A 22,137-nucleotide genomic window follows, 5' to 3' on the forward strand; every position below is an offset into this window, starting at 1 on the left:
ACGTCACCGCCTCAGACCCAGGAGCGGAAGATTTTGGGCTCGCGACCGCTCGCGAGCTGGGTCGGCGTCGCCTGCCGGTTGCCGGGCGGGAACTGGCTGACGCCGAGCGCGGCCGAGAAGATGACGAGCGCGTTGAAGAACGCGATGATCCACTTCTCGCCGCCTACCTCGTCCGCGAACGCCGCGGTGAGGTAGGACAGCAGGAGCGCGATGACGATGGCGATCCACTTGCGGAGCTTGTCGCCGCTCGGGCCGATCAGCCCGCCGATGACGTTGGTGGCGAGCAGGGTGGCGGCGCTCGCGCCGGCGATGGTCCCCAGGGCTGCCCAGGTGAAGAGATCGTTCATGGCGATCCCCCTTTTCTGCGATGGTGCGACCGGGATGTGGTGGTGTGGTGAGGTTCGGCGCTCCCGGCTGGGAGCACCGTGGCCGGTCGCCGTCGTCTCGGGGGCGGCCGGGGCCGGGCGTGGCCGGCTGAGCCGGCCACCAGGTGGATCAGCCGGGCCCCGGGTTGCCGGCGGGTGGGCCGGGCAGGGTCGGGCCGGGCGCAGCCGGCGCCGCGGGGTGCCGGCGGCGCAACCACAGGAGTACGCCCACCGCGGCGAGCAGCAGCAGGAGGAGCGCGCCGCCGACGACCAGCGGCCATCCGAGCCCGCCTTCATCGCTTTCCGCGGCGGCCGGCGAGGCGGACGGTCGAGGTGGCGCCTCGGCGACCGCCCGCAGCTCGGCCGGCTTGGTCTGGTTGGGGTCCACCTTCCAGCTGACCGACCGACCGTTGACGGCGCCGTTGCTGTCGATCACGCGACCCGGAAACGTCACCGAGATCTCGAACGACATCAGCGTGAGGAATGCCTGCTGCTGTTGCGGATTCTGCTGCGCAACCTTCCCGCCATATTTCGACGGGTCGAGCGGCAATGTGAAACGGTACAGATTGCCGTCCCGCACAAGTTTCACGCTCTCCGTGTCGAAACCTGCCAGCGGCGCCTTGTGATAACTGATCTGGGTGCCGAAGAGTTTGTCGTCGGCGTAGCCGGTCTCCTCGCCCTGCGGCAGGGCGGGAATCTCCTGTCGCAGCTCCGCGAACGCCACCTGGATGTTCTTGTTTCGTGAGCTCAGCAGGGATTTCTCGGCTGTCAGCAGCAGCTGCCCGTCGACCGTGTCGTCGGCGTTGACGGTGAGCCCCATGTTGAGTTGCATGCAGCTGCTCAGTGCGGCGAGGAGAAGGAGACACACCGCGACGCGGAGTGCCTTACCGCGGTTGACTCTCCTGTTCATGGGATCAGTGTGTGTGATCCAATTCACCATGAGCAGTCAGCGATCGGTCACAACGCAGTCGCCGATTGTACCGACGTACTGTCGTATTTGACCGGGGTCATCCACGGCGCAATTGACTACTCTGGAGTTTTGGGCCGAGCACGGTTTCCCCGGCGATGATCCCTCGTGTGGGGGAAGTCGCCCCGGGCCGGGGTGGGGCAGGCTGAATGCCCCATTCGGCGATCCCCATAAGGACCGCGATGACGCCGGCTCAGCGCCACACCCCGAAGATCGAACTGCATGTCCACCTGGAGGGAACGGTCCGCCCGGCGTTGCTCGCCGCACTGGCCCGCGGCCATCGCCTCCCGGTGCCGGCCGAGACGCCCGGAACGTTCGACGACCTGTACGACTTCATCGCCACCTGGAACGCGATGACGGCGGTGCTGCGGACACCGCAGGACTACCGGCGGGCGTTGCTGGCCTACGCCGCCGAGGCCGCCCGCGACGGGGCGGTCCACCTGGAACCGATCGTGGACGCCGATGAACGGATCGGGTTGGCCGGCTGGGCGAACGTGCTCGCCGTCCTGGTGGACGCTGCGGCCGAGGCCCGCGAGTCGTACGGGGTCTCGATCGGGTTGACCCCGCAGGTGTGTCGAGGTCACGACATCGGCTTCACCGAGGCGGCGGCCCGCATCGCCACCCGCTTCGCCGGGCGGGGCGTGGTCGGTTTCGGGCTGTCCGGTGCCGAGGGGCGGCATCCGACCATCCCGTACACCCGGGTGGTGGACCTGGCCCGCGACGGCGGTCTGCCGTTCGTGCCGCACGCGGGTGAGGCGGCCGGGCCGGAGGCGGTCCGCGAGGTGCTGGCGATGGGCGCGGTTCGGATCCGGCACGGTGTGCGGGCCGTGGACGATCCCGAGCTGGTCGCCGAGTTGGCTGAGCGGGGCATCGTGTTGGACGTGACGCCCACCTCCAACCTGCGCCTCCGGGTGGCCCGGCCGGACCACCCGCATCCGTTGACCGTGCTGACCGACGGCGGGGTTGCCTGCTCGGTGTCCACCGACGACCCGGCCATCTTCGACATCACCCTGGCCGACGAGTACGCGCTCGCCGCCCGGCTCGGAGTAAACGCCGCGACCGCTTACGCCGCCGGCCTACGCGGCATGCTCGGTAGCGCCGCTGACCACGCGCGACTGGTGGCGGTGGGGGAGCGGGCTTTCCAGGGCACTGAGTAGCCCCGGTGAGCAGGTCCTTCGTGTGATGGGAGACGATCGCCCAGGGGCGTCGCGGGTGGCGGCGTGGCGGCGTGGTGCCGTGGGCCGGGTCGCGGTAGACCGGCCAGCGCGTGTTAGGGAGGGTGGCGATGGTGTGGTTCAGCGGGCTGCGGACCGCCGGCGGGCGGCTGCGGCACGGCTGGCGGCCGGTGCTGGAGGCGACCGCGGCCGCGACCGTGGCCTGGCTGCTGGCCACCCGGTTGCTCGGGCACCCGCAGCCCTTCTTCGCGCCAGCCGCAGCGCTGATCGTTCTCGGTCAGGCCCGGGGTCAGCGCATCCGCCGGGCCGTCGAGGTCGTTCTCGGGGTCGCCGCCGGGGTGCTCGTCGCGGACCTGGTGGTGCAGGCGCTCGGCCCCGGCAGCACCTGGACGGTCTTCACCGTCATTCTGCTCACCGTCCTGCTCGCGGTGGCCTTCGGCGCCACCGGCGTGACGCTGGTGCAGGCCGCGGTCTCCGCGCTCTACCTGGTGGTGGTCGCACCGCCAGACGGGACGCTGGTGCCGTTCCGCTTCGTCGACGCGCTGATCGGCGGCGCGGTCGCCCTCGCGGCCAGTCTGTTGGTCGACGCCCGGCACCCGCTGGCACCGCTGGTCGCCGAGGTACGACGGACCTTCGACGAACTGGCTGGGCTGCTGGGTGAGATCGCCGACGCGCTGGACCATCGCGACGAGGCCGCAGCTGTCGCCGCGCTCAGGCAGGCCCGGGGGATGGACGCCCGGGTCAACGGGCTGCGCGACGGGGTGCTGGCCGCCGGTGAGGCGCTGCGGCTCAACGTCCGACGGCGCCAGCACATCGGTCGACTGAGGTCGGTGGACGAGTCGATCCGACAGATCGACTATGCGGTCCGCAACGTCCGGGTGCTGGCCCGCGCCGGCGTGACACTCAGCCGGCTACACCTCGCGGCGCCGCCGTCTGAGGTGCGTGCTCCGGCGCCGCCGTCCGAGGTGCGTGCCCCGGTGCCGCCGTCCGAGGTGCGTGGTCCGGTGCCGCCGTCCGAGGTGCGTGGTCCGGTGCCGCCGTCCGAGGTGCGTGGTCCAGCTGCGCCGCCCGAGCTGGGTGCCGCCTTGCGGTCGCTGGCGGAGGCGGTCCGGCAGGCCGGTGCCGCCCTCGCCGCCGACCTGGACGGGCACGACGAGGCTGCCGATCGGCACGCCACCCGGGCCGACGAAGCCGCCCTGGCTTCCGTGCACGCCGCCGGGCAGCTCTTCGGCTCCACGCAGACCCTCCCACTGGCCATGATCATCGGCCAGATTCGTGCCACGGCCATCGACCTGCTCCGTGGCGTGAACCCCGAGGACGATGTCGCCGTACTCGCCCGCGTCGACGAAGCACTGGGCCTACCCGCAGTCTGACGTCTCCCACGCTCCGGTGCTGCTGAGTGGTCCTCGGCGCACCGCGACGACTACGGGCTGCACCGTCACCGTCACCTGCTGCGGCGAGCCGCGGCCACGCCTCGCCGACACCGGCACGGTATGCCGTGATCATTTGATGAAAAGTAGGTCAGAGATGCTCCTGGCACCTACTTTTCATCAAATGATCACGGTGGGAGCGGTGCCCAGCTGGGTTGGGCGTGGCAGGGCTGGGTGGGGTGGGTCTCTCAGGGCGGGGGTGGGGTGGTCAGCCAGGTGGTGGCGGAATCGCGGATTGACGTGGGGAGGTCGTGGCCGCCTTGGAACTCCTCGTAGGTGACGTCGTAGCCGAGGCCGTGCAGGTGTGGGACGAGCCTGCGGCTGCACATGTCGATGGGCAGCACCCGGTCGTCCACGCCGTGCGACACGAAGATCCGTGGACGGCCGTGCGTCACCGGTGGCGCGGCGAAACCGGGGGAGAAGGCCAGCACCGCGTCGATCAGGCCCCCGTTGGCCAAGCCCAGCGACAGCGCGTACGAAGCGCCGTCGGAGAAACCGCCGAGCGTCACGTCGTGCACGGGGTAGCCGTCGAAGGCAGCCGCGAGCAGCCCATCGATTCGCGCCACGTCCGCCCCGAAGCCGCCAGCGATCAGGTCCCAGCTGGCCGCCGACGACTGTGGGGCGACCAGCAGCAGGTGATGCGCGTCCGCGACGGGTAGCAGCAGGTCCAGCCCGTGCCGCGCCGAGCCGCCCGCCCCGTGCAGGAGCAACACCAACCGGTACGCCGAGCCGTCGGTCGCGGGCGTCGGGGCGTACGCCATCGCCAGCCGCTCACCGTCGGGGCCGGTCATCGGCACGAGCCCGGTGGGCGCCGGCGCCACCGGCCGGTGGCGGCGGGTGGCCAGCCGGCCCTGCCGAGGACCCTGCGCTGGGTCCCAGTGCGACGGGGAGGAGTCGGACACGGCTCATCACCCCTCGCGGTCGACGGAATGCCCGACGCGGTTACCCGGCCCGCCGAGGGTTAATCGCGCGGTGGCTCAGCTGGCGTACCGCGCTATTTGTCGAAGCGGATCTCGACCCGGCGGTTCTTCGCCCGGCCGGCCGGGTTGTCCTTGCCGTCCGGGGTGGTCTCCACAGCGATCGGCTCGTCCTCGCCGTGACCGGCGGCCTGCATGGTCACCGGAACGCCGGCCAGCATCGCGTCGAGCGCGGCCCGGACGGTTTCGGCACGCCGCCTCGACAGTTCCTGGTTGTCGGTCGGGTTGCCGATCCCGTCCGTATGCCCGTCGATCCGGACCACGCCCTTGGCCTGCTGCCGGATTCGTTCGGCGACCTGTGTCAGCCGCTGCTGCGCGGCCGGAGACAGGTCAGCCTTGCCGAACGCGAACAGCACGTCGGCGCCGAGGATCAACTCGACCCGGTTGGAGCTCTCGGCCTCGGTGCTGTCACCCTCGACGCTGCCGGTGATGACGAAGACGTCCAGCGCCGGTGCCACCACGTCGAGCACCGGAGCTGTCACCTTCCCGTCGTCGGCTCCCAGCCGTGGCCCGTCCACCACCTGCACCGGTGGGCCGACCATGTCGACGGGTGCCGCCGACGCCGGCGCGGGGCAACTGAGCAGCAGACCGGCGACGATCGTGACGGCGACCGGCCCGCGTGGACGGCTAACCGAGCGGAACATTCTCGAACACCGGGATCTGCGGGATGGTCAGGTCGACGGCCGTCACGTCCGCCGGTGGAGCCCCGAACGTGGCGAAGAGGTCGGCCGTCTGCTGCGGCTTCACGAACACCGCTTCCAAGTTTGTCGAGGCGAGAAACTCCTCATTGGCGTTCCGCGCCACCAGGTACTGCTTGTGGTTCTTCCGGTCCAGCAGGTACAGGCCGGAGAAGGCCTGCTTGTTGTCGACGCTTCTGGTCTGCCCGGCGAAGGTGTTGTCGATCTGCCAACCCGACGAGTTGCCCTGGCCTTCCGGCGTCAGGTTCGTCAGTCGGACGTTCACCGTCACGAACCCTTCGTCCCGACGCGGCCCAAACAGCTCGACTTTGAGCGGCACGACGTGGCCCGCGTGGCTGACCTGCGTCTCCACCGTCGCGACGACCGGTGCCCGCTCGTCGGGCTTTCCCGGCGCACCGCCGCCGGTGGCCTTTTCGCCGGCAGCGGCCTGGCCCTGATCCGGCTTCGACCCGAGCCCGCAGCCGCTGGTCACCAGGGTTGCGGTCAATGCCAGCGTGATCGCGGTCAGCACCTTGGACAGTTGCACCGTGGTCCTCATCATTCGTGTCCCCGTTTCCGGGCCTGGCACTAGGGCGGCGGAACCGTGTCCAGTTCCCTGGTGTGTTCCACCCTGCCACCCCTTGATCTTGACGCGCGCACCAGGGGTGGGAACGGCCGCGACCCGCTGACCGTCGGGCTCAGGCGCTGGCGCGGGCCACCAGGACGGACGGGAACAGAGTCGCCGGCGCGGCGGGACGCCCGTCCAGCAGTGCCGTGGCCGCGGCGACGGCGATCCGCCCCACCGGGTGGCTCGCGGTGGTCAGCGCGGGGTCGGTCATGCCGGCCAGCGGGATGTCGTCGAAGCCGGCGACCGCGACGTCGGCCGGTACGCGCACGCCGGCGTCCCGCAGGCCCGCCATCACCCCGAGCGCGGTGTCGTCGCTGATCGCGTAGATCGCGTCGACGTCCGGCCAGCGGCGCAGAGCCTCGCCGGCGGTCACCCGCCCGCGCGCCGCTGTGAAGTCCCCGGGCAGCTCCCGCTCCGGCAGGCCAGCGTGGCGCATGAGCCGACGGTACGTCTCCACGGGGCGTTGCGCGCAGGGCAGCCACCGGGGACCGGTCACCATGGCGAAGCGGCGACGACCCGTGGCGTACAGGTGGCGCAGCACCGCGTCGGCGCCGGCGGCGTTGTCGACGTCGAACGACGGCACCGTCGGCGAGCCGATGCCGATCGAGACCACCCGGCCGCGTAGCGACCGGGGCACCGCGTCCAGCATGTCCTCGGTGGTGTTGACCAGAATCACCCCGCAGACGGAGCGATCCCCGCCGAGCTGGTTGAGGCTGCGTGGGTCGCCCAGGGGCAGCCAGTGCAGCGCCACCCCGACACCGGCGGCCGTGCAGACCCGGGCGGCCGAGCCGACCACCTGGTGAACGTACGGGTCTTCCAGCACCGCCGCGCTGGTCCCCAGGGCGGCCACGACCAGCCGCACGCCGCCGCCGCGGACCAACGCCCGGGCTGCCGGGTTGGGGACGTAACCGAGCTGGTCGACGGCGGCGGTGACCTGTTGCCGGGCGGCCGGCGACGCGAACCCGGTGCCGGCGATCACCCTCGACGCGGTGGACCGGGACACCCCGGCGACCCGCGCGACGTCCTCCAGGGTGGCCGGTCGGTGTGCCGCTGTCGTCATCGTCGCCTCCTGCGGCGGACCGTCCGGTCGGACAAACGCCTGCTCACATCATGCCCCGGCCGGCCCAGCGTCGGTAAGGGGCGTATCGGCTTGTGGTGGTAGCGCTCTCAGGTGTGCGATCGTCCCGAGAGAACACCCCGAGAAAGAGGACCTGCCTCCGTGAGCGCCCCCACCAGTCGACCCGTTGCCCCGGACACCACACCGCCGCCTTCCCGGGCCGTGCTGCTCGCCCGCAACGGCGTCGCTGTCACCTTCACTCTCAACGGGCTGGCCGTCGGTAGCTGGTTCTCCCGGGTGCCGGCGGTCCGTGAGGCGTTGGACCTCTCCGCCGGCCGGCTCGGGCTGCTCCTGCTGGCGATGAGCATCGGCGCGCTGCTCGCCATGCCCACCTCCGGCCTGCTCGCCCAACGACTCGGCGCGGCCCGCACGGTGACTCTCGCGACCGTGCTGGTCGCGGTCGGTCTGACCGTGGCGGGGCTGGGCGCCACGATGACCGGGTCGTTCGGCGTCGTCGCGCTGGGACTGGCCACGTTCGGCTACGGCTCCGGCGCCTGCGACGTGGCGATGAACGTCGAGGGCGCGGCGGTGGAACGACGGCTGCGTCGCACGATCATGCCCCGTTTCCACGCGGGGTGGAGCCTCGGGTCGGTGGCCGGCGCGGGGTTGGGCGCCTTGGCAGCCCGCTTCGACGTGCCAGTCGGCACACATCTCGTGACGGTGGCGGTGGTCGTGTTGACCGGCACCGTACTCGCCTCCCGGACGTTCCTGCCCGTGGGCAGCGATCACAGCGGCGACCCGGCGGACGCCACCCCGGCTGCCCGTCGCCGGGCGCAGCTCGCCGCCTGGCGGGAGCCGCGCACCCTGCTGATCGGGTTGTTCGTGCTGGTGGCGGCGTTCACCGAGGGTGCCGCCAACGACTGGCTGGCTGTCGCGTTCATCGACGGACGGGACCTGAGCGAGGCCGCCGGCGCGGCCGTCTTCGGTGTCTTCGTGGTGGGCATGACCGTCGGGCGCACCGCCGGCACCATCGCGCTGGACCGATGGGGTCGGGTGCCGGTGCTCACCGGCACCATCGGGCTCGCCGTCGTCGGGGCCGGCCTGGCCGTGCTGGCCGGGTCGGGACCGGTGGCCATCGTCGGCGTCGCGCTGTGGGGCCTCGGCGCGTCGCTGGGCTTCCCGGTCGGGATGAGCGCGGCGGCCGACGAGGAGGCACACGCGCCGGTGCGGGTCAGCGTGGTCGCGGTGATCGGCTACACCGCGTTCCTGGGTGGGCCGCCGTTGCTGGGCCTGATCGGCGACGAGGTCGGCACCCTGCGCGCGCTGCTGGTGGTGCCTTTGCTGCTGCTGCCGACCCTGCTGCTGGTGCGGGTGCTGCGCCCGCCGCACGCCGTCGAGACGGCTCCGTCAGCACACAAAAACTAACCCACGCCGCCGTCGAGCGGTATCGGGTGCGCGGCCGACTGCGCCGCGTACCCGTGCTGGCTATGGTCGCCCGATGCCAACCGACGAGATCACCGCAGCCGCGGCGGGTAGCTGGACCCTGGGCGACCGGACCGTGCACCGGATGGGCTTCGGCTCCATGCGGATCACCGCGAACCCCGACCGCGACCGGGCCGTCGCCCTGCTGCGCCGTGCCGTGGAGCTGGGCGTCAACCACATCGACACCGCCGCGTTCTACGTCTCACCCGGCGGCACCCTGCGGGTCGGCACCGGCCCGGCCCGCTACGCGACCGAGCTGATCCGCGCGGCGCTCGCCCCGTACCCGGAGGATCTGGTGATCGCCACCAAGGTCGGCTTCGGGTACGACCCGGTGGCCGGCTTCACCGAGGCGCTCACCCCGGCGCAGTTGCGCGCCCAGGTGGAGGAGAACCTCCGTCGGCTCGGCCGTGACCAGCTCGACGTGGTGAACCTGCGCCTCGGCCGGGGACCCGGCGCGGTGCCGCTGGTCGACCGGTTCGGCGCCCTCGCCGAGCTGCGCGCCGCCGGGCTGATCCGACACCTCGGGCTCTCCAACGCGCGTCCCGAACAGTTGGACGAGGTGGCGGGCATCGCGCCGGTGGTCTGCGTGCAGAACAACTACGGGGTGGACGCCTACCGGGAGCAGGACGAGTTCGTCCGGGTCTGCGGCGAGCGGGGCATCGCCTACGTGCCGTTCTTCGCGGTGGCCGGCACCGGTCGGGAGGCGGGCGCGAGCGCCGCGCAGACCGAGGCCGTCGAGGCGGTGGCCCGCGCCCACGGCGTCACCCCGCAGCAGGTACGCCTCGCCTGGACGCTGCACCAGGGCCTACACGTACTGGCCATCCCCGGCACCGCGAACCCGGAACACCTGGAGCAGAACATAGCGGCCGGAGCCCTACGCCTAACCCCCGAAGACCTAACCAACCTGTCCTGACCCCACCCACCCCCCGCCCCCGCCCCGTTGATCATGAGGTTATTGCCATCCCGTTCGGCGTGTCGGGGCAATAACCTCATGATCAACGGGGCTCGGGTGGGAACCGGGTGGAGGTTAGGTGTTTAGCCAGACTCGGAGGGGGCCTGTTGGGATGAAGCCTGCTTGCAGGGCTGGGGGCAGGTCGGGGGTGGATTCGTAGCCGACCAGTTGTGCTGCGGGCACGGTGGCGCAGATTCCCTGCCAGATGTCCAGCGGGTCGTTGGTGCGGGTGAACAGGTTGGAGACGCCGTACCGGCCGTCCTCGCCGCCGAGTATCGCGCCGCCGGTGAGCGCACCCTGGTCGTCGTGGCGGGCGAGCACCCGTACCCGTGGGTCGGCCAGGAGCGCCGAGCGGAACAGCTCCCCGCCGCCGTGTGCCGCCGCCCAGGCCGCCAGCTCCTCGGGTGTGGTGACCGGGTCGAGCGGTTCGCCGACCGGTGGTCTCGCCGGAGGGCGGTGGATCCACTGGGCGTCGAAGAGCACCCGGAATCCGTACCCGGACAGGTCGAGGTCGGCGAAGCTGTCCTTCACCGACGCGCCGGGACCCGCGTCGATCCGGCCCAGCAGGGTCTCGGCGTCGACGCCTGGCCGCAAGGTGACCGCGTCCGGGTACCACGGCGGGGAGCGCCGGGGGACCGACCAGGCGTCGGCGTCGGTACGGCCGGCCAGCCCGTGGCTGCCGCAGACGATGTCGCACCATTCGGCGTTGTTGCGGGCCGCCGCCGGCCGCATGTCCTTCAGCACGCACGGCAGCGTAGTGCTCCAGCTGTGGATCGTGATCTTGCCGCCAGGCGCTCAGTCTTGCGCTTGGGGCCAGGCGTCCAGTGCCAGTTCTGCCGTTTCGGTGAGCTCCGTGGTTGTTGCGCCATCCCGGGCACGCTGTGACATGCCCTGGATGACTGCGGCAAAGTACGCGGCCAGCGCGCGAGGGTTGGCTGCGGCCGGCAGTTCGCCTTGCTGCTGTGCGGTCGTCAGGCGTGTTTCGAAGGCGGCCAGGTTCGTGTTGCGCAGGTCGCGCAGGAATGCCGCGACCTCGGCGTCTTGGACGGTGACGTTGGTGGCGGCGCTGATGGTCAGACAGCCGGCCGGGTGGGAGGGGTCGGGGTAGACGGCTGCCGCCTCGCAAAGGATGCGGCGGAACGCGCCGTGGGCTGTGGGCTCCTCTTCCAGGGCGGTACCGATGAACGCACCGACGGGAGAGCGTCCGTAGGTGTGGACGACCTCTTTGAACAGGGACTTTTTGTCCCCGAACGCCGCATACAGGCTGCCGGGTTTGATGCCCATTGCCCGAGTCAGCTCGCCGATGGAGGTGGCCTCGTAGCCGTGCTCCCAGAACAGTCGGGTGGCGGCCGTCAGGGCTGTCGTGCGGTCGAACGCCGGCGGCCGTCCTCGCTTCACGCCTGGTCCACTCATGCCCTTAATTATAGAGCGAGCACTCAAGAACGTGTGCTACGTTCATTCTTGAGTCATCACTCAAAAAATGTAGAGGCGGACAACAGCCATGGCAACAGGAGCACTTGAGGGCAAGGTTGCGCTGGTCACCGGCGGCAGCCGAGGTATCGGCCGGGCCATCGCGGAACGACTCGCCCGGGACGGCGCCGCCGTCGGCGTCGCCTACGCCCGCGATGAGACGGCGGCAAGCGAGACCGTCGAGCGCATCCGGAAGAACGGAGGGCTGGCCTTCGCGCTGCGCGCGGAGCTGGGACGGCACGGCGACGCGACGCGCCTGTGGGCCGCCTTCGACGCTGCGGGCAAGGACCACACGCCGGACGGGAAGCTTGACATCATCGTCAACAACGCTGGCATAGGACGCAGCGCGGCGCTTGCCTCGTTGACCGAGGACGGCTTCGACGAGGTCTTCGCCGTGAACGTGCGTGCGCCGTTCTTCATCGTGCAGCAGGGGCTGTCGCGTCTGCGTGACGGGGGCCGGATCATCAACATCTCCAGCGGTGCGGCCAGCCTGGCCATGCCGGAGATCATCGCCTACGGCGCCACCAAGGGCGCACTGGACACCTTCACCCTCAACCTCGCCAAGGAACTGGGCCCTCGGGGCATCACGGCCAACTCGGTGGCCCCCGGGATCGTCGATACGGATGTCAATGCGGCCTGGCTTCGGGGCAATCCGCAGGCCGAGGCACATGCGGCATCCCTTGCCGCCCTTGGCCGCGTCGGGCAGCCAGCAGACGTGGCCGACATCGTGGCCTTCCTCGCCTCCAATGACGCGCGCTGGGTGACCGGCCGGGTCATCGACGCGACCGGGGGCGCCGGGCTGTGAGTCATTCCCCTTGGGCGGGAGCACCGCGCCGTGGTCTCCCGCCCGGGGGGCGTTGGCGGGCGGCGCTTGCTGAGCTGATGGGCCGGATCGCAGGCTGGTTCGCCCGGGTCGAACCACGATGAAGATCACGATCTACAGCTGGAGTACCAGGCGGGTGCCGCACGACCCGAGCACGTCGGCTCGGACCGGGCGGCGTCGCAGCAGCTCATGGGGCGTAGACCAGGTCCATTGCGTCGGTGTGCCCGGACCAACGCAGGTCCAGGTGCCAGCAACCGGCCTGGGGCATGTCGATGATCGACGGACCTGGGCCGCCGGCGACCTCCCGGGTCACGCGGGTGTCGGTGCCGTCCAACGTCGCGGTGATCACCAGGGTCGCCGGTGCCGTCGGGTCGGGTGAGGTCGTGGAGGCCTGTGCCACCCACAGGATCTTGTTGTTCGACCCGTCCTTCCGGTCCAGCCTCAACGGATGGGCGAACAGCGCCGCCACGATGTCACCTTTGGCGCCGAAGACGTGCGGTATCCGGGCGTCCCCGTGGAAACCGGCGTCCGCCCAGTCGGGTAGCGACCCCGTCTCGACTCGAGAGTTACAGCCGGACGCAGCGCTCGCCGTGGTGGCGGTAGCGCCGGCCGGCGCGGACGACCCGCCACTGGTCGTGGTCGTGCACCCCGCCAGCAGGACCACCGACGACGCCAGCATCAACCTGCCCCATGCACCCATCTCGCCCCTCCCGGTACGCGGGCCGCGACCCCGGACTGGAGCAGGCCGGGCGTCGACGACTCGTCGTACCTTCACGACACCGACCGGGCCCGCCCGGTTCCCTAACGCAGCGACTGGGCGACCTCGATCGCCTCAGCCTGGGAGAGGGCGCCCTCAAGTCGGTAGCTCACGTCGTCGTCCTCCCAGATCAGGGTCGAGGCGGCGAGCCTGGCGGTCTCTTCGCGGACCTGTCCGGCACGGTCCACGTACGACAGCACGTGCGGGTGGTCGACCCACACGGCGAAGTCCCCGTTGACCTGGACCCACTCCACCCCGGGCGGGCTGGCCTTCTTGTGGAAGGCCAGATTGAGGTGGCCGTCGAACGCGTCGACGCGCAGCGCGCCCCCGTCGTAGAGCAGCGTCGCCACCCGGTAGTTGCCCGTCGGATCGGGGTCGGCGACCAGCACGCGCTCGGGCGGACCCAGCTTCGCCGGCAGGCGGACCGGGAACCGTACCGACCGTTGGGCCTCGTCCAGGGCAACGGACCGCTGACTGGGCAACGGCGAGGGAGTGTCACCGGGCAACGTCCGGGTGGGCGTGGTGGCGATGCTGACACCGGCGAAGCGCAGCAGCTCCGTGACGGCGTCCGCGACGGCCGCACGGGTCGGCGGCACCACCGCCACGACGACGGCGACGAGCGCCGCCGCAGCGAGCCGACGCCACGGGCGTGCCGGCCTGCTGAGCCGTACGCGCACGCGTGCGCTCACGTCGGGCGGGTCGGGTGTCTCCAACCAGGCGGACAGGTCGCGCAGTTCCCGTTCGAGGTCACCCATACCGGACCTCCTCCCGGTCGAGGAGGCCGCGAAGCTTCGCCAGGGCCCGGGACGTGCGCGACTTCACCGTGCCTCGGGGCCAGCCCAGCGCCGCCACCGTCTCCTCCTCGCTGAGGTCAAGGAAGAACCGGCAGACGATCACCTCGCGATCGCGTACCGGCAGTTGACGCAGGGCCTCGACCAGCGCGGTGCGGCGCTCCCCGGCGAGGACCGCGCTGACGGCCCCGTCCTCGGCGATCTCCGACGTCGGGTTCGCCACGGCGGCCCGCAGGACGAGACCGTCGCGCCGCCCACGGGACCGGTGCAGGTTGCGGGTCTCGTTGGCGACGATCGCGAGCAGCCAGGACCGGAACGACGACTCGCCCCGGTAACGGGACAGCTTGCGGTACGCCTTCACGAACGCCTCCTGGGTGACGTCCTCGGAGTCCGAGCCCGCGCCAAGCAGCACCGCCGTCCGGTACGCGGACGCGGTGTGTCGGGCGACCAGGAGGTCGTACGCCTCCAGGTCACCTGCCCGAGCGCGGGTGACGAGTGCGTCGTCGTCCAGGGGAACCTCCGTTCCGGTCACACCCATGACACCGCTCACGCTCTGCGGGTTCCAGCCTCGGGTGACGAAATCGGGTCAGCCGTCTCCCACCCGGCGTGCAGCGTATTGCCAGGAACCGGTGCTGCACTGGAGGGGCGTCGAGGAGAGGGGCTGGGCATGAGCTGGTTCAACCGCCGGTCACGGGGTGCCGAGGCGACCCCGACGAAGCTGGACCGGGAGGCGACCCGGGACGATCTCGCCGCGCTGGAGACGTTCGTCGCCTCTCGGCGCGGGGTCGAGTTCTACCTGGAGCCGGAGACCACCGCGACGGACACCACCGTGGTGGCGATCGCCCACGACGGCGAGTGGATCCGTCGCCGTACCGGCACGCCACGCGCGGCGGGGGCCATCGCCCGCAAGCACGCGGTGCCGCTGTACGAGGCGGCGCGCACCGGTTACCCGGAGCGGATGCGGGTGTGGAACCGAGCACACCCGGAACGCCACGCCCGCTGAGCCTCGCCTGCTCAGGCCGCGTCGACGGCAGAGCGGGCCTGCTCGAGTGTCGTCGGCTCGGCGTGGCTGGAGACGTACCAGTGGTAGTCGTCGTCGAGCAGTCGCCGGACCAGGCCCAGGTCGAGGCCGTCCTCGGGTCGGCGCAGGTGCGCCGGTGGCGGGTAGAAGCAGTCACCCAGCAGCATGACGCCCGAGTCGGGCACCAGCACGACTGTCGAGTCCGGCGCGTGCCCGCCGCCGACGTGGCGTAGCCGAACCCCGACCGGCAACTCGTCCACGTCGGTGAAGGTCCGGGTCGGCGGCAGGACGACGAGATCCTCCCAGGAGTCCACCGCGCGTGCCCGGGCCCGGAAGCTCGGGCCGAGGCGGGGATTGGCGCGTACCTGCTCGTCCAGATAGTGGTGACTCCACGGTCGGGCGGCCTCGGCGCGAAGGAGCATCACGGCCGTTTCGTGCCCGACGATCTCGACCCCTTGCCAGGCGCAGGCGCCCCAGACATGGTCCCAGTGGTGGTGGGTGTAGACGAGCCATCGCGGCTGGGGTAGCCCGGCGGCAGTCAGCGCGGCCTGGATCTCGCGGGCGTGCGCAGGGCTCTGCCCGGCGTCGATCATCACACTGCCGCGTTCGTCGGCGACGACGGCGACACCGGCCTGGACCGCCTCCGGGTCGGGATTGCCCGGACAGAGCCAGACCCGGCCGGCGAGGTGGCGGAACTGCATGGCGACGATGGTGATCGACCCCCGACATTGATCGCGGACGCTGGTCCCGGCGATCGTCGATCCTAGGTGACCGGGCCGCCTGTCACCGCCCCGTCAGGCGATCGGCGCAGGCCAAGGTACGTGTACGCACCCTTTGCTCTGCTTCCACGGAGGCAACGAAAAGGTGTCGCCACTGTTGCCTCCGCTGAAGCAGAGCAAAGGGTGCGCCACATGGACCCGGGGTCTTACGCGGGCCGGTTTTGCGAGCGAACCAATCACCAGTCATCGATGAATGTGTCTTGCTCGGTGGTGCGGGGGTCGGCGTTGACCGGCGGCGCAGCGGTGTGGCAGCATTCGCGGCCTGACGGCAGTGAAGGAAGTCGGTGCAATTCCGACGCGGTCCCGCCACTGTCACCGGGGAGCGATCCCCCCTCGTGAGTCACGGCCGTGTGTCTGCGGTTGGAAGGCCGGGGGAGAGCGTCGATCCGGAAGCCAGGATACTTCGGCCGTCGGGACGTACCCCAGGGCGTGGACACCCGAGGAGGACCCGATGACGCACGGCGTCTCATTCATCGACGGACACCGTCATGGCCCGCACAGTCAGCGCTGCACCGCGCCCGTGACCGACCGCGCCCGCGTTCTCCGGGCCGGTCGCTTCGGCGCGCCCCAGGTTGTCCGCCACCGGTCCCGCTGAGCTGCGCGCCCGGCGCTGAACGGCCCCGACGCCCGCGTCGGTGAGCCGGCCGCCCGGCTGTCGTACCGGCTGACGCCGCACCCACTCGCATCGTCCAGGTCACCCCCGTGGTGGCCAGGGCGTCACCTCCCGGAGCCCGCCGTGCGCATCCTGTTGCTCTCCACCGCCGACACCGACCTGCTGGCCGCCCGCGCCAGCGGCGCCGACTACCGGCTGGCCAACCCCGCGCGGGTCACCGCCGACGAGGTGCCCGCCCTGCTCGACGGGGTCGCCCTCGTCGTCGTACGCCTCCTTGGGGGTCGGCAGGCGTGGCCGGACGGCCTCGCCGCGGTACTCGCCAGCGGCGTCCCGACGGTCGTGCTCGGCGGCGAGGCGCTACCCGACGCGGAGCTGATGGCCATCTCCACCGTGCCGTCCGGGGTCGTCACCCAGGCGCTGGCGTACCTGGTCGAGGGCGGGCCGGACAACCTTGGGCAGATGGCCCGGTTCCTGTCCGACACGGTGCTGCTCACCGGCGAGGGGTTCGCCCCACCCGCACCGACTCCGGCGTACGGCGTCCACCGCGAGTACCCCACCATTCCGGAGCAGCCGACCGTGGGGATCGTCTTCTACCGGGCGCACGCCCTCGCTGGCAACACCGATTTCGTCGACGTGCTCGCCGACGCGGTCCACAAAGCCGGCGGCAACCCGCTGCCGATCTTCTGCGGCTCGCTGCGCGGGCTGACCGCGAACGCCGGTCCGCTCGAACTCTTCACCCGCTGCGACGCGCTGCTGGTCACCGTGCTCGCGGCCGGCGGCGCGGTCGCCGCGGACGCCTCCGGAGGCGGCGACGAGGACGCCTGGGACGTCGGCGCCCTGGCCTCCCTGGAGGTGCCGATCATCCAGGCACTCTGCCTGACCAGCACCCAGGCGCAGTGGGCCGGAAGCGACGCTGGGCTGTCCCCGTTGGACGCGGCGATGCAGGTGGCCATCCCCGAGTTCGACGGCCGGATCATCACCGTGCCGTTCTCGTTCAAGCAGATCGACTCGGACGGTCTCTCGGTCTACGCCGCCGACCCCGAGCGGGCCGCCCGGGTCGCCGGGATCGCGGTGCGCCACGCCCGGCTGCGGTACCTGCCCAACCCCGACAAGCGGGTCGCCGTGGTGCTCAGCTCGTACCCCACCAAGCACTCCCGGGTCGGCAACGCCGTCGGGCTGGACACCCCGGTCTCGGCGGTCCGGATGTTTGCCGCGCTGGCCGAGGACGGCTATGACCTGGGCGACGCGCCGCCACCCACCGACGGGGACGCGTTGATCCACGCGTTGATCGCCGCCGGTGGTCACGACGTGGAATGGCTCACCCCGGAACAGTTGGCCGGCGCCGAGGCCCGGATTCCGGGGCAGACCTACCGGCGCTGGTTCGACCAGGTCCCGGCCGAGCTGCGCGAGCGGATGCGGGAGCACTGGGGTGAGCCACCCGGTGAGCTCTACACCGAGAGCGGGGACATCGTGCTCGCCGGGCTGCGCTTCGGCAACGTGGTGCTGCTGATCCAGCCGCCGCGCGGCTTCGGGGAGAACCCGATCGCGATCTACCACGACCCGGACCTGCCGCCGAGCCACCACTATCTGGCCGCGTACCGCTGGTTGGCCGCTCCCGTCGCGGACGGCGGCTTCGGCGCGGACGCCGTGGTGCACCTGGGTAAGCACGGCACCCTGGAATGGCTGCCCGGCAAGGGCCTCGGCCTGGCCGCCGACTGCGCACCCGACGCGGTCCTCGGTGACCTGCCGCTGATCTACCCGTTCATCGTCAACGACCCCGGCGAGGGCACCCAGGCCAAGCGGCGGGCGCACGCCGTGGTGATCGACCACCTGGTACCGCCGATGGCCCGCGCCGAAACCTACGGCGACCTGGCCAAGCTGGAGCAACTACTCGACGAGTACGCCACCGTGCAGGCCCTCGACCCGGCCAAGGTGCCCACCGTGCGGGCGCAGATCTGGGACCTGGTGCGCGCCGCCGAACTGCACCACGACCTGCACGCCGAGGCGATGCCCGACGCGGACGACTTCGACGACTTCGTGCTGCACCTCGACGGGTACCTCTGCGAGGTCAAGGACGTGCAGATCCGCGACGGGCTGCACATCCTCGCCGACGCGCCCACCGGTGAGCCGAGGGTCAACCTGGTCCTCGCGGTGTTGCGCGCCCCCCAGATCTGGGGCGGAGCGCGTGCCCTGCCCGGTCTGCGGCAGGCCCTCGCCGTCGCGTACTCCCTCGATGAGCAGGCGCTGCTCGCGTCACCGGGACAACGACTGGCGCTGCCGACGGCGTTGACCGACGTGGTGGACGGGCCGGCCGTCACCGCCGCCGACGCCGTCGACCTGATCGAGGCCCTCGCCCGGCGGTTGGTCATCGGCATGGAGACGCTCGGCTGGGACGCCGACGCCGTCGACACGGTGGTCGAGGAGGTGACCGGCCAGCCGATCCCGGACGTCGCCGCGGTGCTGCACTTCGCCGCCACCGAGCTGGTGCCCCGACTGGACCGGACCACCGACGAGTTGACCAACTCCCTCCGCGCGCTCGACGGCCGGTTCGTGCCACCCGGCCCGTCCGGCTCACCCACCCGTGGCCTGGTCAACGTGCTGCCCACCGGCCGTAACTTCTACTCCGTCGACCCCAAGGCCATCCCCAGCCGCAACGCCTGGGACGTCGGGGTGGCCCTCGCCGACTCCCTGCTGGCCCGGCACCTCGCCGACACCGGGGCGTACCCCCGCTCGGTGGGGTTGACCGTGTGGGGCACCAGCGCCATGCGGACCCAGGGCGACGACATCGCCGAGGTGCTCGCGTTGCTGGGCTGCCGGCCGGTCTGGGACGACCGGTCCCGGCGGGTCACCGGCATCGAGGTGGTGTCGACCGCCGAGCTGGGCCGGCCCCGCGTCGACGTCACCGTGCGCATCTCCGGGTTCTTCCGCGACGCGTTCCCGCATGTCGTGGCCCTGCTCGACGACGCCGTCCGACAGGTCGCCGCCCTGGACGAACCGGACGAGGAGAACTACCTGCGGGCGCACGTCGCCGCCGACCTCGCCGAGCACGGCGACGAGCGGCGGGCCACCGCCCGGATCTTCGGGTCGAAGCCCGGGGCGTACGGCGCGGGCCTGCTGCCCCTGATCGACGCCCGGACCTGGCGCAGCGATGCCGACCTGGCCGAGGTGTACGCGGTGTGGGGCGGCTACGCCTACGGCCAGGGCCTGGACGGGCGGGAGGCGCGCGCCGACATGGAACGCTCCTTCGCCCGGATCGCCGTGGCGGTGAAGAACCAGGACACCCGCGAGCACGACATCGTCGACTCCGACGACTACTTCCAGTACCACGGCGGGATGGTGGCGATGGTCCGCCACCTCACCGGCACGTCACCGCAGGCGTACGTGGGTGACTCGGCGATGCCGCACGACGTGCGGACCCGCACCCTCGGTGAGGAGACCCGGCGGGTGTTCCGCGCCCGGGTGGTCAACCCGAAGTGGATCGCCGCGATGCGCCGGCACGGCTACAAGGGCGCGTTCGAGTTGGCGGCCACCGTGGACTACCTGTTCGGCTACGACGCCACCGCCGGCGTGGTCGACGACTGGATGTACGAGCACCTGGCCGCCGCGTACCTCTTCGACGACACCACCCGGGAGTTCCTGGAGCAGTCCAACCCGTGGGCGCTGCGCGGCATCACCGAGCGGCTGTTGGAGGCCGCAGACCGGGGGCTGTGGGCCAAACCGGAGCCCGCCACCCTCGACCGGCTCCGCGACACGTACCTGGCCAGCGAGGGTGACCTGGAGGACCGGGCGTGAGCGCGAGGAGTGAGCCGGGTTTGCGAGCCCCGCAGTCGCGATCCAAGGAGGCACGGTGACCACGTATCCGTTCAGTGCCGTGCTCGGCATGGCCGACATGCGACTGGCGTTGCTGCTCAACGCGGTCTCCCCGGCGATCGGCGGGGTGTTGGTCCGTGGTGAGAAGGGGACCGCCAAGTCCACAGCGGTGCGAGCCCTCGCCGCGTTGCTGCCCCCGGTGCGCCGCGTCGCCGGCTGCCGCTTCGCCTGTGACCCGGCCGATCCCGACCGGGCCTGCCCGGATGGCCCGCACCCCGTCGGCGCCGCTGCCGAGAGCCGCCCGGCCCGACTGGTGGAGCTGCCGGTCGGTGCCGCCGAGGACCGGGTGGTCGGCTCACTGGACCTGGAGAAGGCCCTCGGCGAGGGGGTGCGCGCCTTCGAACCGGGGCTGCTCGCTGCCGCGCACCGGGGTGTCCTCTATGTCGACGAGGTCAACCTGCTGCACGACCACCTCGTCGACCTGCTGCTCGACGCGGCGGCGATGGGCCGTAGCCACGTCGAGCGGGAGGGCGTCTCGGTAAGTCATGCCGCCCGGTTCCTGCTGGTGGGCACGATGAACCCGGAGGAGGGGGAGCTGCGCCCGCAGCTGCTCGACCGGTTCGGGCTCACCGTCGAGGTGGGCGCCAGCCGTGACCCGGAGGTCCGGGTCGAGGTGGTCCGTCGCCGGCTCGCCGCCGACGCCGACCCGGCCGGCTTCGCCGCCCGCTGGGCCGACGCCGACGCGGAGATCGCCGACCAGGTGGCCGCCGCCCGCCGCCGGCTTCCCGGGGTACGACTCCCGGACGCCGCGTTGCGGCAGATCGCCGAGGTGTGTGCCGCGTTCGACGTGGACGGTATGCGCGCCGACATCGTCACCGCCCGTACCGCCCTCGCGCACGCCGCCTGGCACGGGCGGGACCGGGTCACCATCGACGACGTCCGGGTAGCCGCCCGGCTGGCCCTGCCGCACCGGCGACGCCGCGACCCGTTCGACACTCCTGGGCTGGATGAGAAGCGCCTCGACGAGGCGTTGCAGCGCGCCCAGGACGCCCACCCCGACGACCCGGACGATCACGGCCCGGACGGCGGCGACCCCAACGGCGGTGGCCCGGACGACCGTGGCCCCGACGGCTCCGGTCCGGCTGGCGGTGGTGGTCCGGCTGGCGGCAGCGGCCCGGCCGGCGGTAGTGGTTCACAGGGCGGTGACGGGAGCGGCTTCGACGGCAGCGGCGACGGGGTCGACCAGGGTGAACCCGGTTCGGCCGGGCACTCGGCGGCCGATGACAGCGCTGGGCGTACCGAGGGGCCGAATGGGGCTGCCGACAGCGGGTGGCCGACGGACGACCAGGGCGGGCACGGTCAGCACGCGGGGGCGCGTGGTGGTCGGGAAGGGACTGCACGAGGCGACGACGACGATCCGACCCGTGGACGGGGCAGCGGCGGGGAAGCTCAGCCGGTGGCCGTACCCCGGGGTGGGTTGAAGGCGCGGGTGCTCACCGCGCCCGGGGTGGGCGACGGGGTGCCCGGCCGGCGCTCCCGTGCTCGCACCGGGCGGGGGCGCACCACCGGGGCCCGGGTGCCGACCGGCCGGGTCGGGGCGTTGCACCTGCCGGCGACGGTCCGCGCCGCCGCGCCGCACCAGGTGTCGCGAGGGTGGCTGACCGGCCCCCTGCGGTTGCGCCCGGACGATGTGCGCGAGGCGGTTCGGGAAGGGCGCGAGGGCAACCTGGTGCTGTTCGTGGTCGACGCGAGCGGCTCGATGGGCGCCCGGCAGCGGATGACCGCCGTGAAGGACGCGGTGCTCGCTCTGCTCACCGACGCGTACCAGCGGCGGGACAAGGTCGCCGTGATCGCCTTCCGGGGGGCCGGTGCCCGGACGTTGCTGCCGGCCACCTCGTCGGTGTTGGCCGCCTCGACGCGGCTGGCCGAGTTGCCCACCGGTGGGCGTACGCCGCTGGCCGAGGGGTTGCTCGCGGCCGCCGACCTGCTGCGGGTGGAGCGGTTGCGTGACCCGTTGCGCCGCCCCCTGGTCCTCATCGTCACCGACGGCCGGGCCACCGCTGGCACCCGCCCGCTGGATCGTTCGGCGGCAGCGGCAGCGGTCCTGGCGGCAACCGGAGCGTCCTGCGTGGTCGTCGACTGCGAATCCGGCCCGGTACGCCTGAACCTGGCAAGCCGCCTAGCAACCCAGCTAACTGCCCCCCTACACCCCCTATCAGCCCTAACCCACCCCCACCCCCACCCCAACTCCCGCGATCTTGCACTTTCTGTCGCGGCATAAGGGGCGTAACGCACTTATGGCAGACCGAAACTGCAAGATCGCGGGAGGAACGGGCGTGGGCGTGACTAGCAGGGGAGATTGC

20 protein-coding genes, 1 pseudogene and 1 riboswitch are annotated in these 22,137 nt (G+C 71.8%); of the genes and pseudogenes, 8 read left to right on the forward strand and 13 right to left on the reverse strand.

Annotated elements, in window-relative coordinates:
* Positions 1–11 precede the first annotated feature (11 nt).
* Together ACLQ28_RS10965 and ACLQ28_RS10970 are read right to left on the reverse strand one after the other, a co-directional pair.
* Positions 12–347, reverse strand: coding sequence for a hypothetical protein (locus ACLQ28_RS10965; protein ID WP_110568237.1), 336 nt, complete (start codon positions 345–347; stop codon positions 12–14).
* 148 nt (positions 348–495) lie between these two features.
* Positions 496–1,185, reverse strand: a complete 690-nt coding sequence (locus tag ACLQ28_RS10970) for an LppM family (lipo)protein (protein ID WP_425686108.1) — start codon at positions 1,183–1,185, stop codon at positions 496–498.
* Between the two features lie 329 nt (positions 1,186–1,514).
* Here ACLQ28_RS10970 and ACLQ28_RS10975 point away from each other — a divergent pair, with 329 nt between their 5' ends.
* Both ACLQ28_RS10975 and ACLQ28_RS10980 read left to right on the forward strand, forming a co-directional pair.
* Positions 1,515–2,489, forward strand: a complete 975-nt coding sequence (locus ACLQ28_RS10975) for an adenosine deaminase family protein (protein WP_425686109.1) — start codon at positions 1,515–1,517, stop codon at positions 2,487–2,489.
* A gap of 128 nt (positions 2,490–2,617) precedes the next feature.
* The gene (locus ACLQ28_RS10980; RefSeq protein WP_425686110.1) at positions 2,618–3,880 is read left to right on the forward strand and encodes an FUSC family protein; all 1,263 of its coding nucleotides are present in this window, start codon (positions 2,618–2,620) and stop codon (positions 3,878–3,880) included.
* A 245-nt stretch (positions 3,881–4,125) separates the two neighbouring features.
* Here ACLQ28_RS10980 and ACLQ28_RS10985 read toward each other — a convergent pair whose 3' ends face one another.
* The 4 genes from ACLQ28_RS10985 to ACLQ28_RS11000 all read right to left on the reverse strand — a co-directional run bounded on the left by ACLQ28_RS10985 (position 4,126) and on the right by ACLQ28_RS11000 (position 7,279).
* Complete coding sequence (locus ACLQ28_RS10985; protein ID WP_425686111.1) at positions 4,126–4,839, reverse strand: alpha/beta hydrolase; 714 nt, start codon at positions 4,837–4,839, stop codon at positions 4,126–4,128.
* Between the two features lie 92 nt (positions 4,840–4,931).
* Positions 4,932–5,558: an OmpA family protein gene (locus ACLQ28_RS10990; RefSeq protein WP_425686112.1), complete on the reverse strand. Its 627-nt coding sequence runs from the start codon at positions 5,556–5,558 to the stop codon at positions 4,932–4,934.
* Positions 5,542–6,150, reverse strand: coding sequence for a hypothetical protein (locus ACLQ28_RS10995; RefSeq protein WP_425686113.1), 609 nt, complete (start codon positions 6,148–6,150; stop codon positions 5,542–5,544). Before ACLQ28_RS10995 ends, ACLQ28_RS10990 begins: the two co-directional genes overlap by 17 nt.
* A gap of 139 nt (positions 6,151–6,289) precedes the next feature.
* On the reverse strand, positions 6,290–7,279 hold the full coding sequence (locus ACLQ28_RS11000) for a LacI family DNA-binding transcriptional regulator (protein WP_425686114.1): 990 nt from the start codon (positions 7,277–7,279) through the stop codon (positions 6,290–6,292).
* A 159-nt stretch (positions 7,280–7,438) separates the two neighbouring features.
* Between ACLQ28_RS11000 and ACLQ28_RS11005 the strand changes: the two genes are divergently transcribed.
* Together ACLQ28_RS11005 and ACLQ28_RS11010 are read left to right on the forward strand one after the other, a co-directional pair.
* A complete protein-coding gene (locus ACLQ28_RS11005) occupies positions 7,439–8,701 on the forward strand; it encodes an MFS transporter (RefSeq protein ID WP_425686115.1) in 1,263 nt (420 codons plus the stop codon).
* 73 nt (positions 8,702–8,774) lie between these two features.
* Positions 8,775–9,671, forward strand: coding sequence for an aldo/keto reductase (locus tag ACLQ28_RS11010; RefSeq protein ID WP_425686116.1), 897 nt, complete (start codon positions 8,775–8,777; stop codon positions 9,669–9,671).
* Positions 9,672–9,785: 114 nt separating this feature from the next.
* Here the strand turns inward: ACLQ28_RS11010 and ACLQ28_RS11015 are convergent, their stop codons facing one another.
* Positions 9,786–10,454 (reverse strand): hypothetical protein, encoded by a 669-nt coding sequence (locus tag ACLQ28_RS11015; protein WP_425686117.1) that lies wholly within the window; start codon positions 10,452–10,454, stop codon positions 9,786–9,788.
* Between the two features lie 51 nt (positions 10,455–10,505).
* A complete protein-coding gene (locus ACLQ28_RS11020) occupies positions 10,506–11,123 on the reverse strand; it encodes a TetR/AcrR family transcriptional regulator (RefSeq protein WP_425686118.1) in 618 nt (205 codons plus the stop codon).
* 88 nt (positions 11,124–11,211) lie between these two features.
* On the opposite strand from ACLQ28_RS11020, the gene ACLQ28_RS11025 reads away from it, so the two are divergent.
* A complete protein-coding gene (locus ACLQ28_RS11025; RefSeq protein WP_363725703.1) occupies positions 11,212–11,985 on the forward strand; it encodes an SDR family oxidoreductase in 774 nt (257 codons plus the stop codon).
* A gap of 205 nt (positions 11,986–12,190) precedes the next feature.
* Here ACLQ28_RS11025 and ACLQ28_RS11030 read toward each other — a convergent pair whose 3' ends face one another.
* From ACLQ28_RS11030 to ACLQ28_RS11045, 4 genes are all read right to left on the reverse strand, one after another.
* Positions 12,191–12,472, reverse strand: a complete 282-nt coding sequence (locus ACLQ28_RS11030) for a hypothetical protein (RefSeq protein ID WP_425686119.1) — start codon at positions 12,470–12,472, stop codon at positions 12,191–12,193.
* 97 nt (positions 12,473–12,569) lie between these two features.
* Positions 12,570–12,695: a hypothetical protein gene (locus ACLQ28_RS11035; protein WP_425686120.1), complete on the reverse strand. Its 126-nt coding sequence runs from the start codon at positions 12,693–12,695 to the stop codon at positions 12,570–12,572.
* Between the two features lie 109 nt (positions 12,696–12,804).
* Positions 12,805–13,515 carry a hypothetical protein gene (locus ACLQ28_RS11040; protein ID WP_425686121.1) on the reverse strand — a complete coding sequence of 237 codons (711 nt, stop codon included), beginning with the start codon at positions 13,513–13,515 and terminating at the stop codon, positions 12,805–12,807.
* The gene (locus ACLQ28_RS11045; protein WP_425686122.1) at positions 13,508–14,083 is read right to left on the reverse strand and encodes an RNA polymerase sigma factor; all 576 of its coding nucleotides are present in this window, start codon (positions 14,081–14,083) and stop codon (positions 13,508–13,510) included. Before ACLQ28_RS11045 ends, ACLQ28_RS11040 begins: the two co-directional genes overlap by 8 nt.
* Before the next feature lie 135 nt (positions 14,084–14,218).
* Between ACLQ28_RS11045 and ACLQ28_RS11050 the strand changes: the two genes are divergently transcribed.
* A complete protein-coding gene (locus ACLQ28_RS11050) occupies positions 14,219–14,554 on the forward strand; it encodes a hypothetical protein (protein ID WP_425686123.1) in 336 nt (111 codons plus the stop codon).
* A gap of 11 nt (positions 14,555–14,565) precedes the next feature.
* Here ACLQ28_RS11050 and ACLQ28_RS11055 read toward each other — a convergent pair whose 3' ends face one another.
* Positions 14,566–15,273, reverse strand: coding sequence for an MBL fold metallo-hydrolase (locus tag ACLQ28_RS11055; RefSeq protein WP_425686124.1), 708 nt, complete (start codon positions 15,271–15,273; stop codon positions 14,566–14,568).
* A 327-nt stretch (positions 15,274–15,600) separates the two neighbouring features.
* A riboswitch (cobalamin riboswitch) is annotated at positions 15,601–15,777 on the forward strand.
* A 310-nt stretch (positions 15,778–16,087) separates the two neighbouring features.
* Between ACLQ28_RS11055 and cobN the strand changes: the two genes are divergently transcribed.
* Positions 16,088–19,756: a cobaltochelatase subunit CobN gene (cobN, locus tag ACLQ28_RS11060; protein ID WP_425686125.1), complete on the forward strand. Its 3,669-nt coding sequence runs from the start codon at positions 16,088–16,090 to the stop codon at positions 19,754–19,756.
* A pseudogene (locus ACLQ28_RS11065) lies at positions 19,753–22,055 on the forward strand (magnesium chelatase subunit D family protein). The gene cobN and the pseudogene ACLQ28_RS11065 overlap by 4 nt, the downstream one beginning before the upstream one ends.
* Positions 22,056–22,137: the final 82 nt, after the last annotated feature.

This window comes from Micromonospora sp. DT201, assembly GCF_049841575.1.
Lineage (GTDB): Bacteria > Actinomycetota > Actinomycetes > Mycobacteriales > Micromonosporaceae > Micromonospora.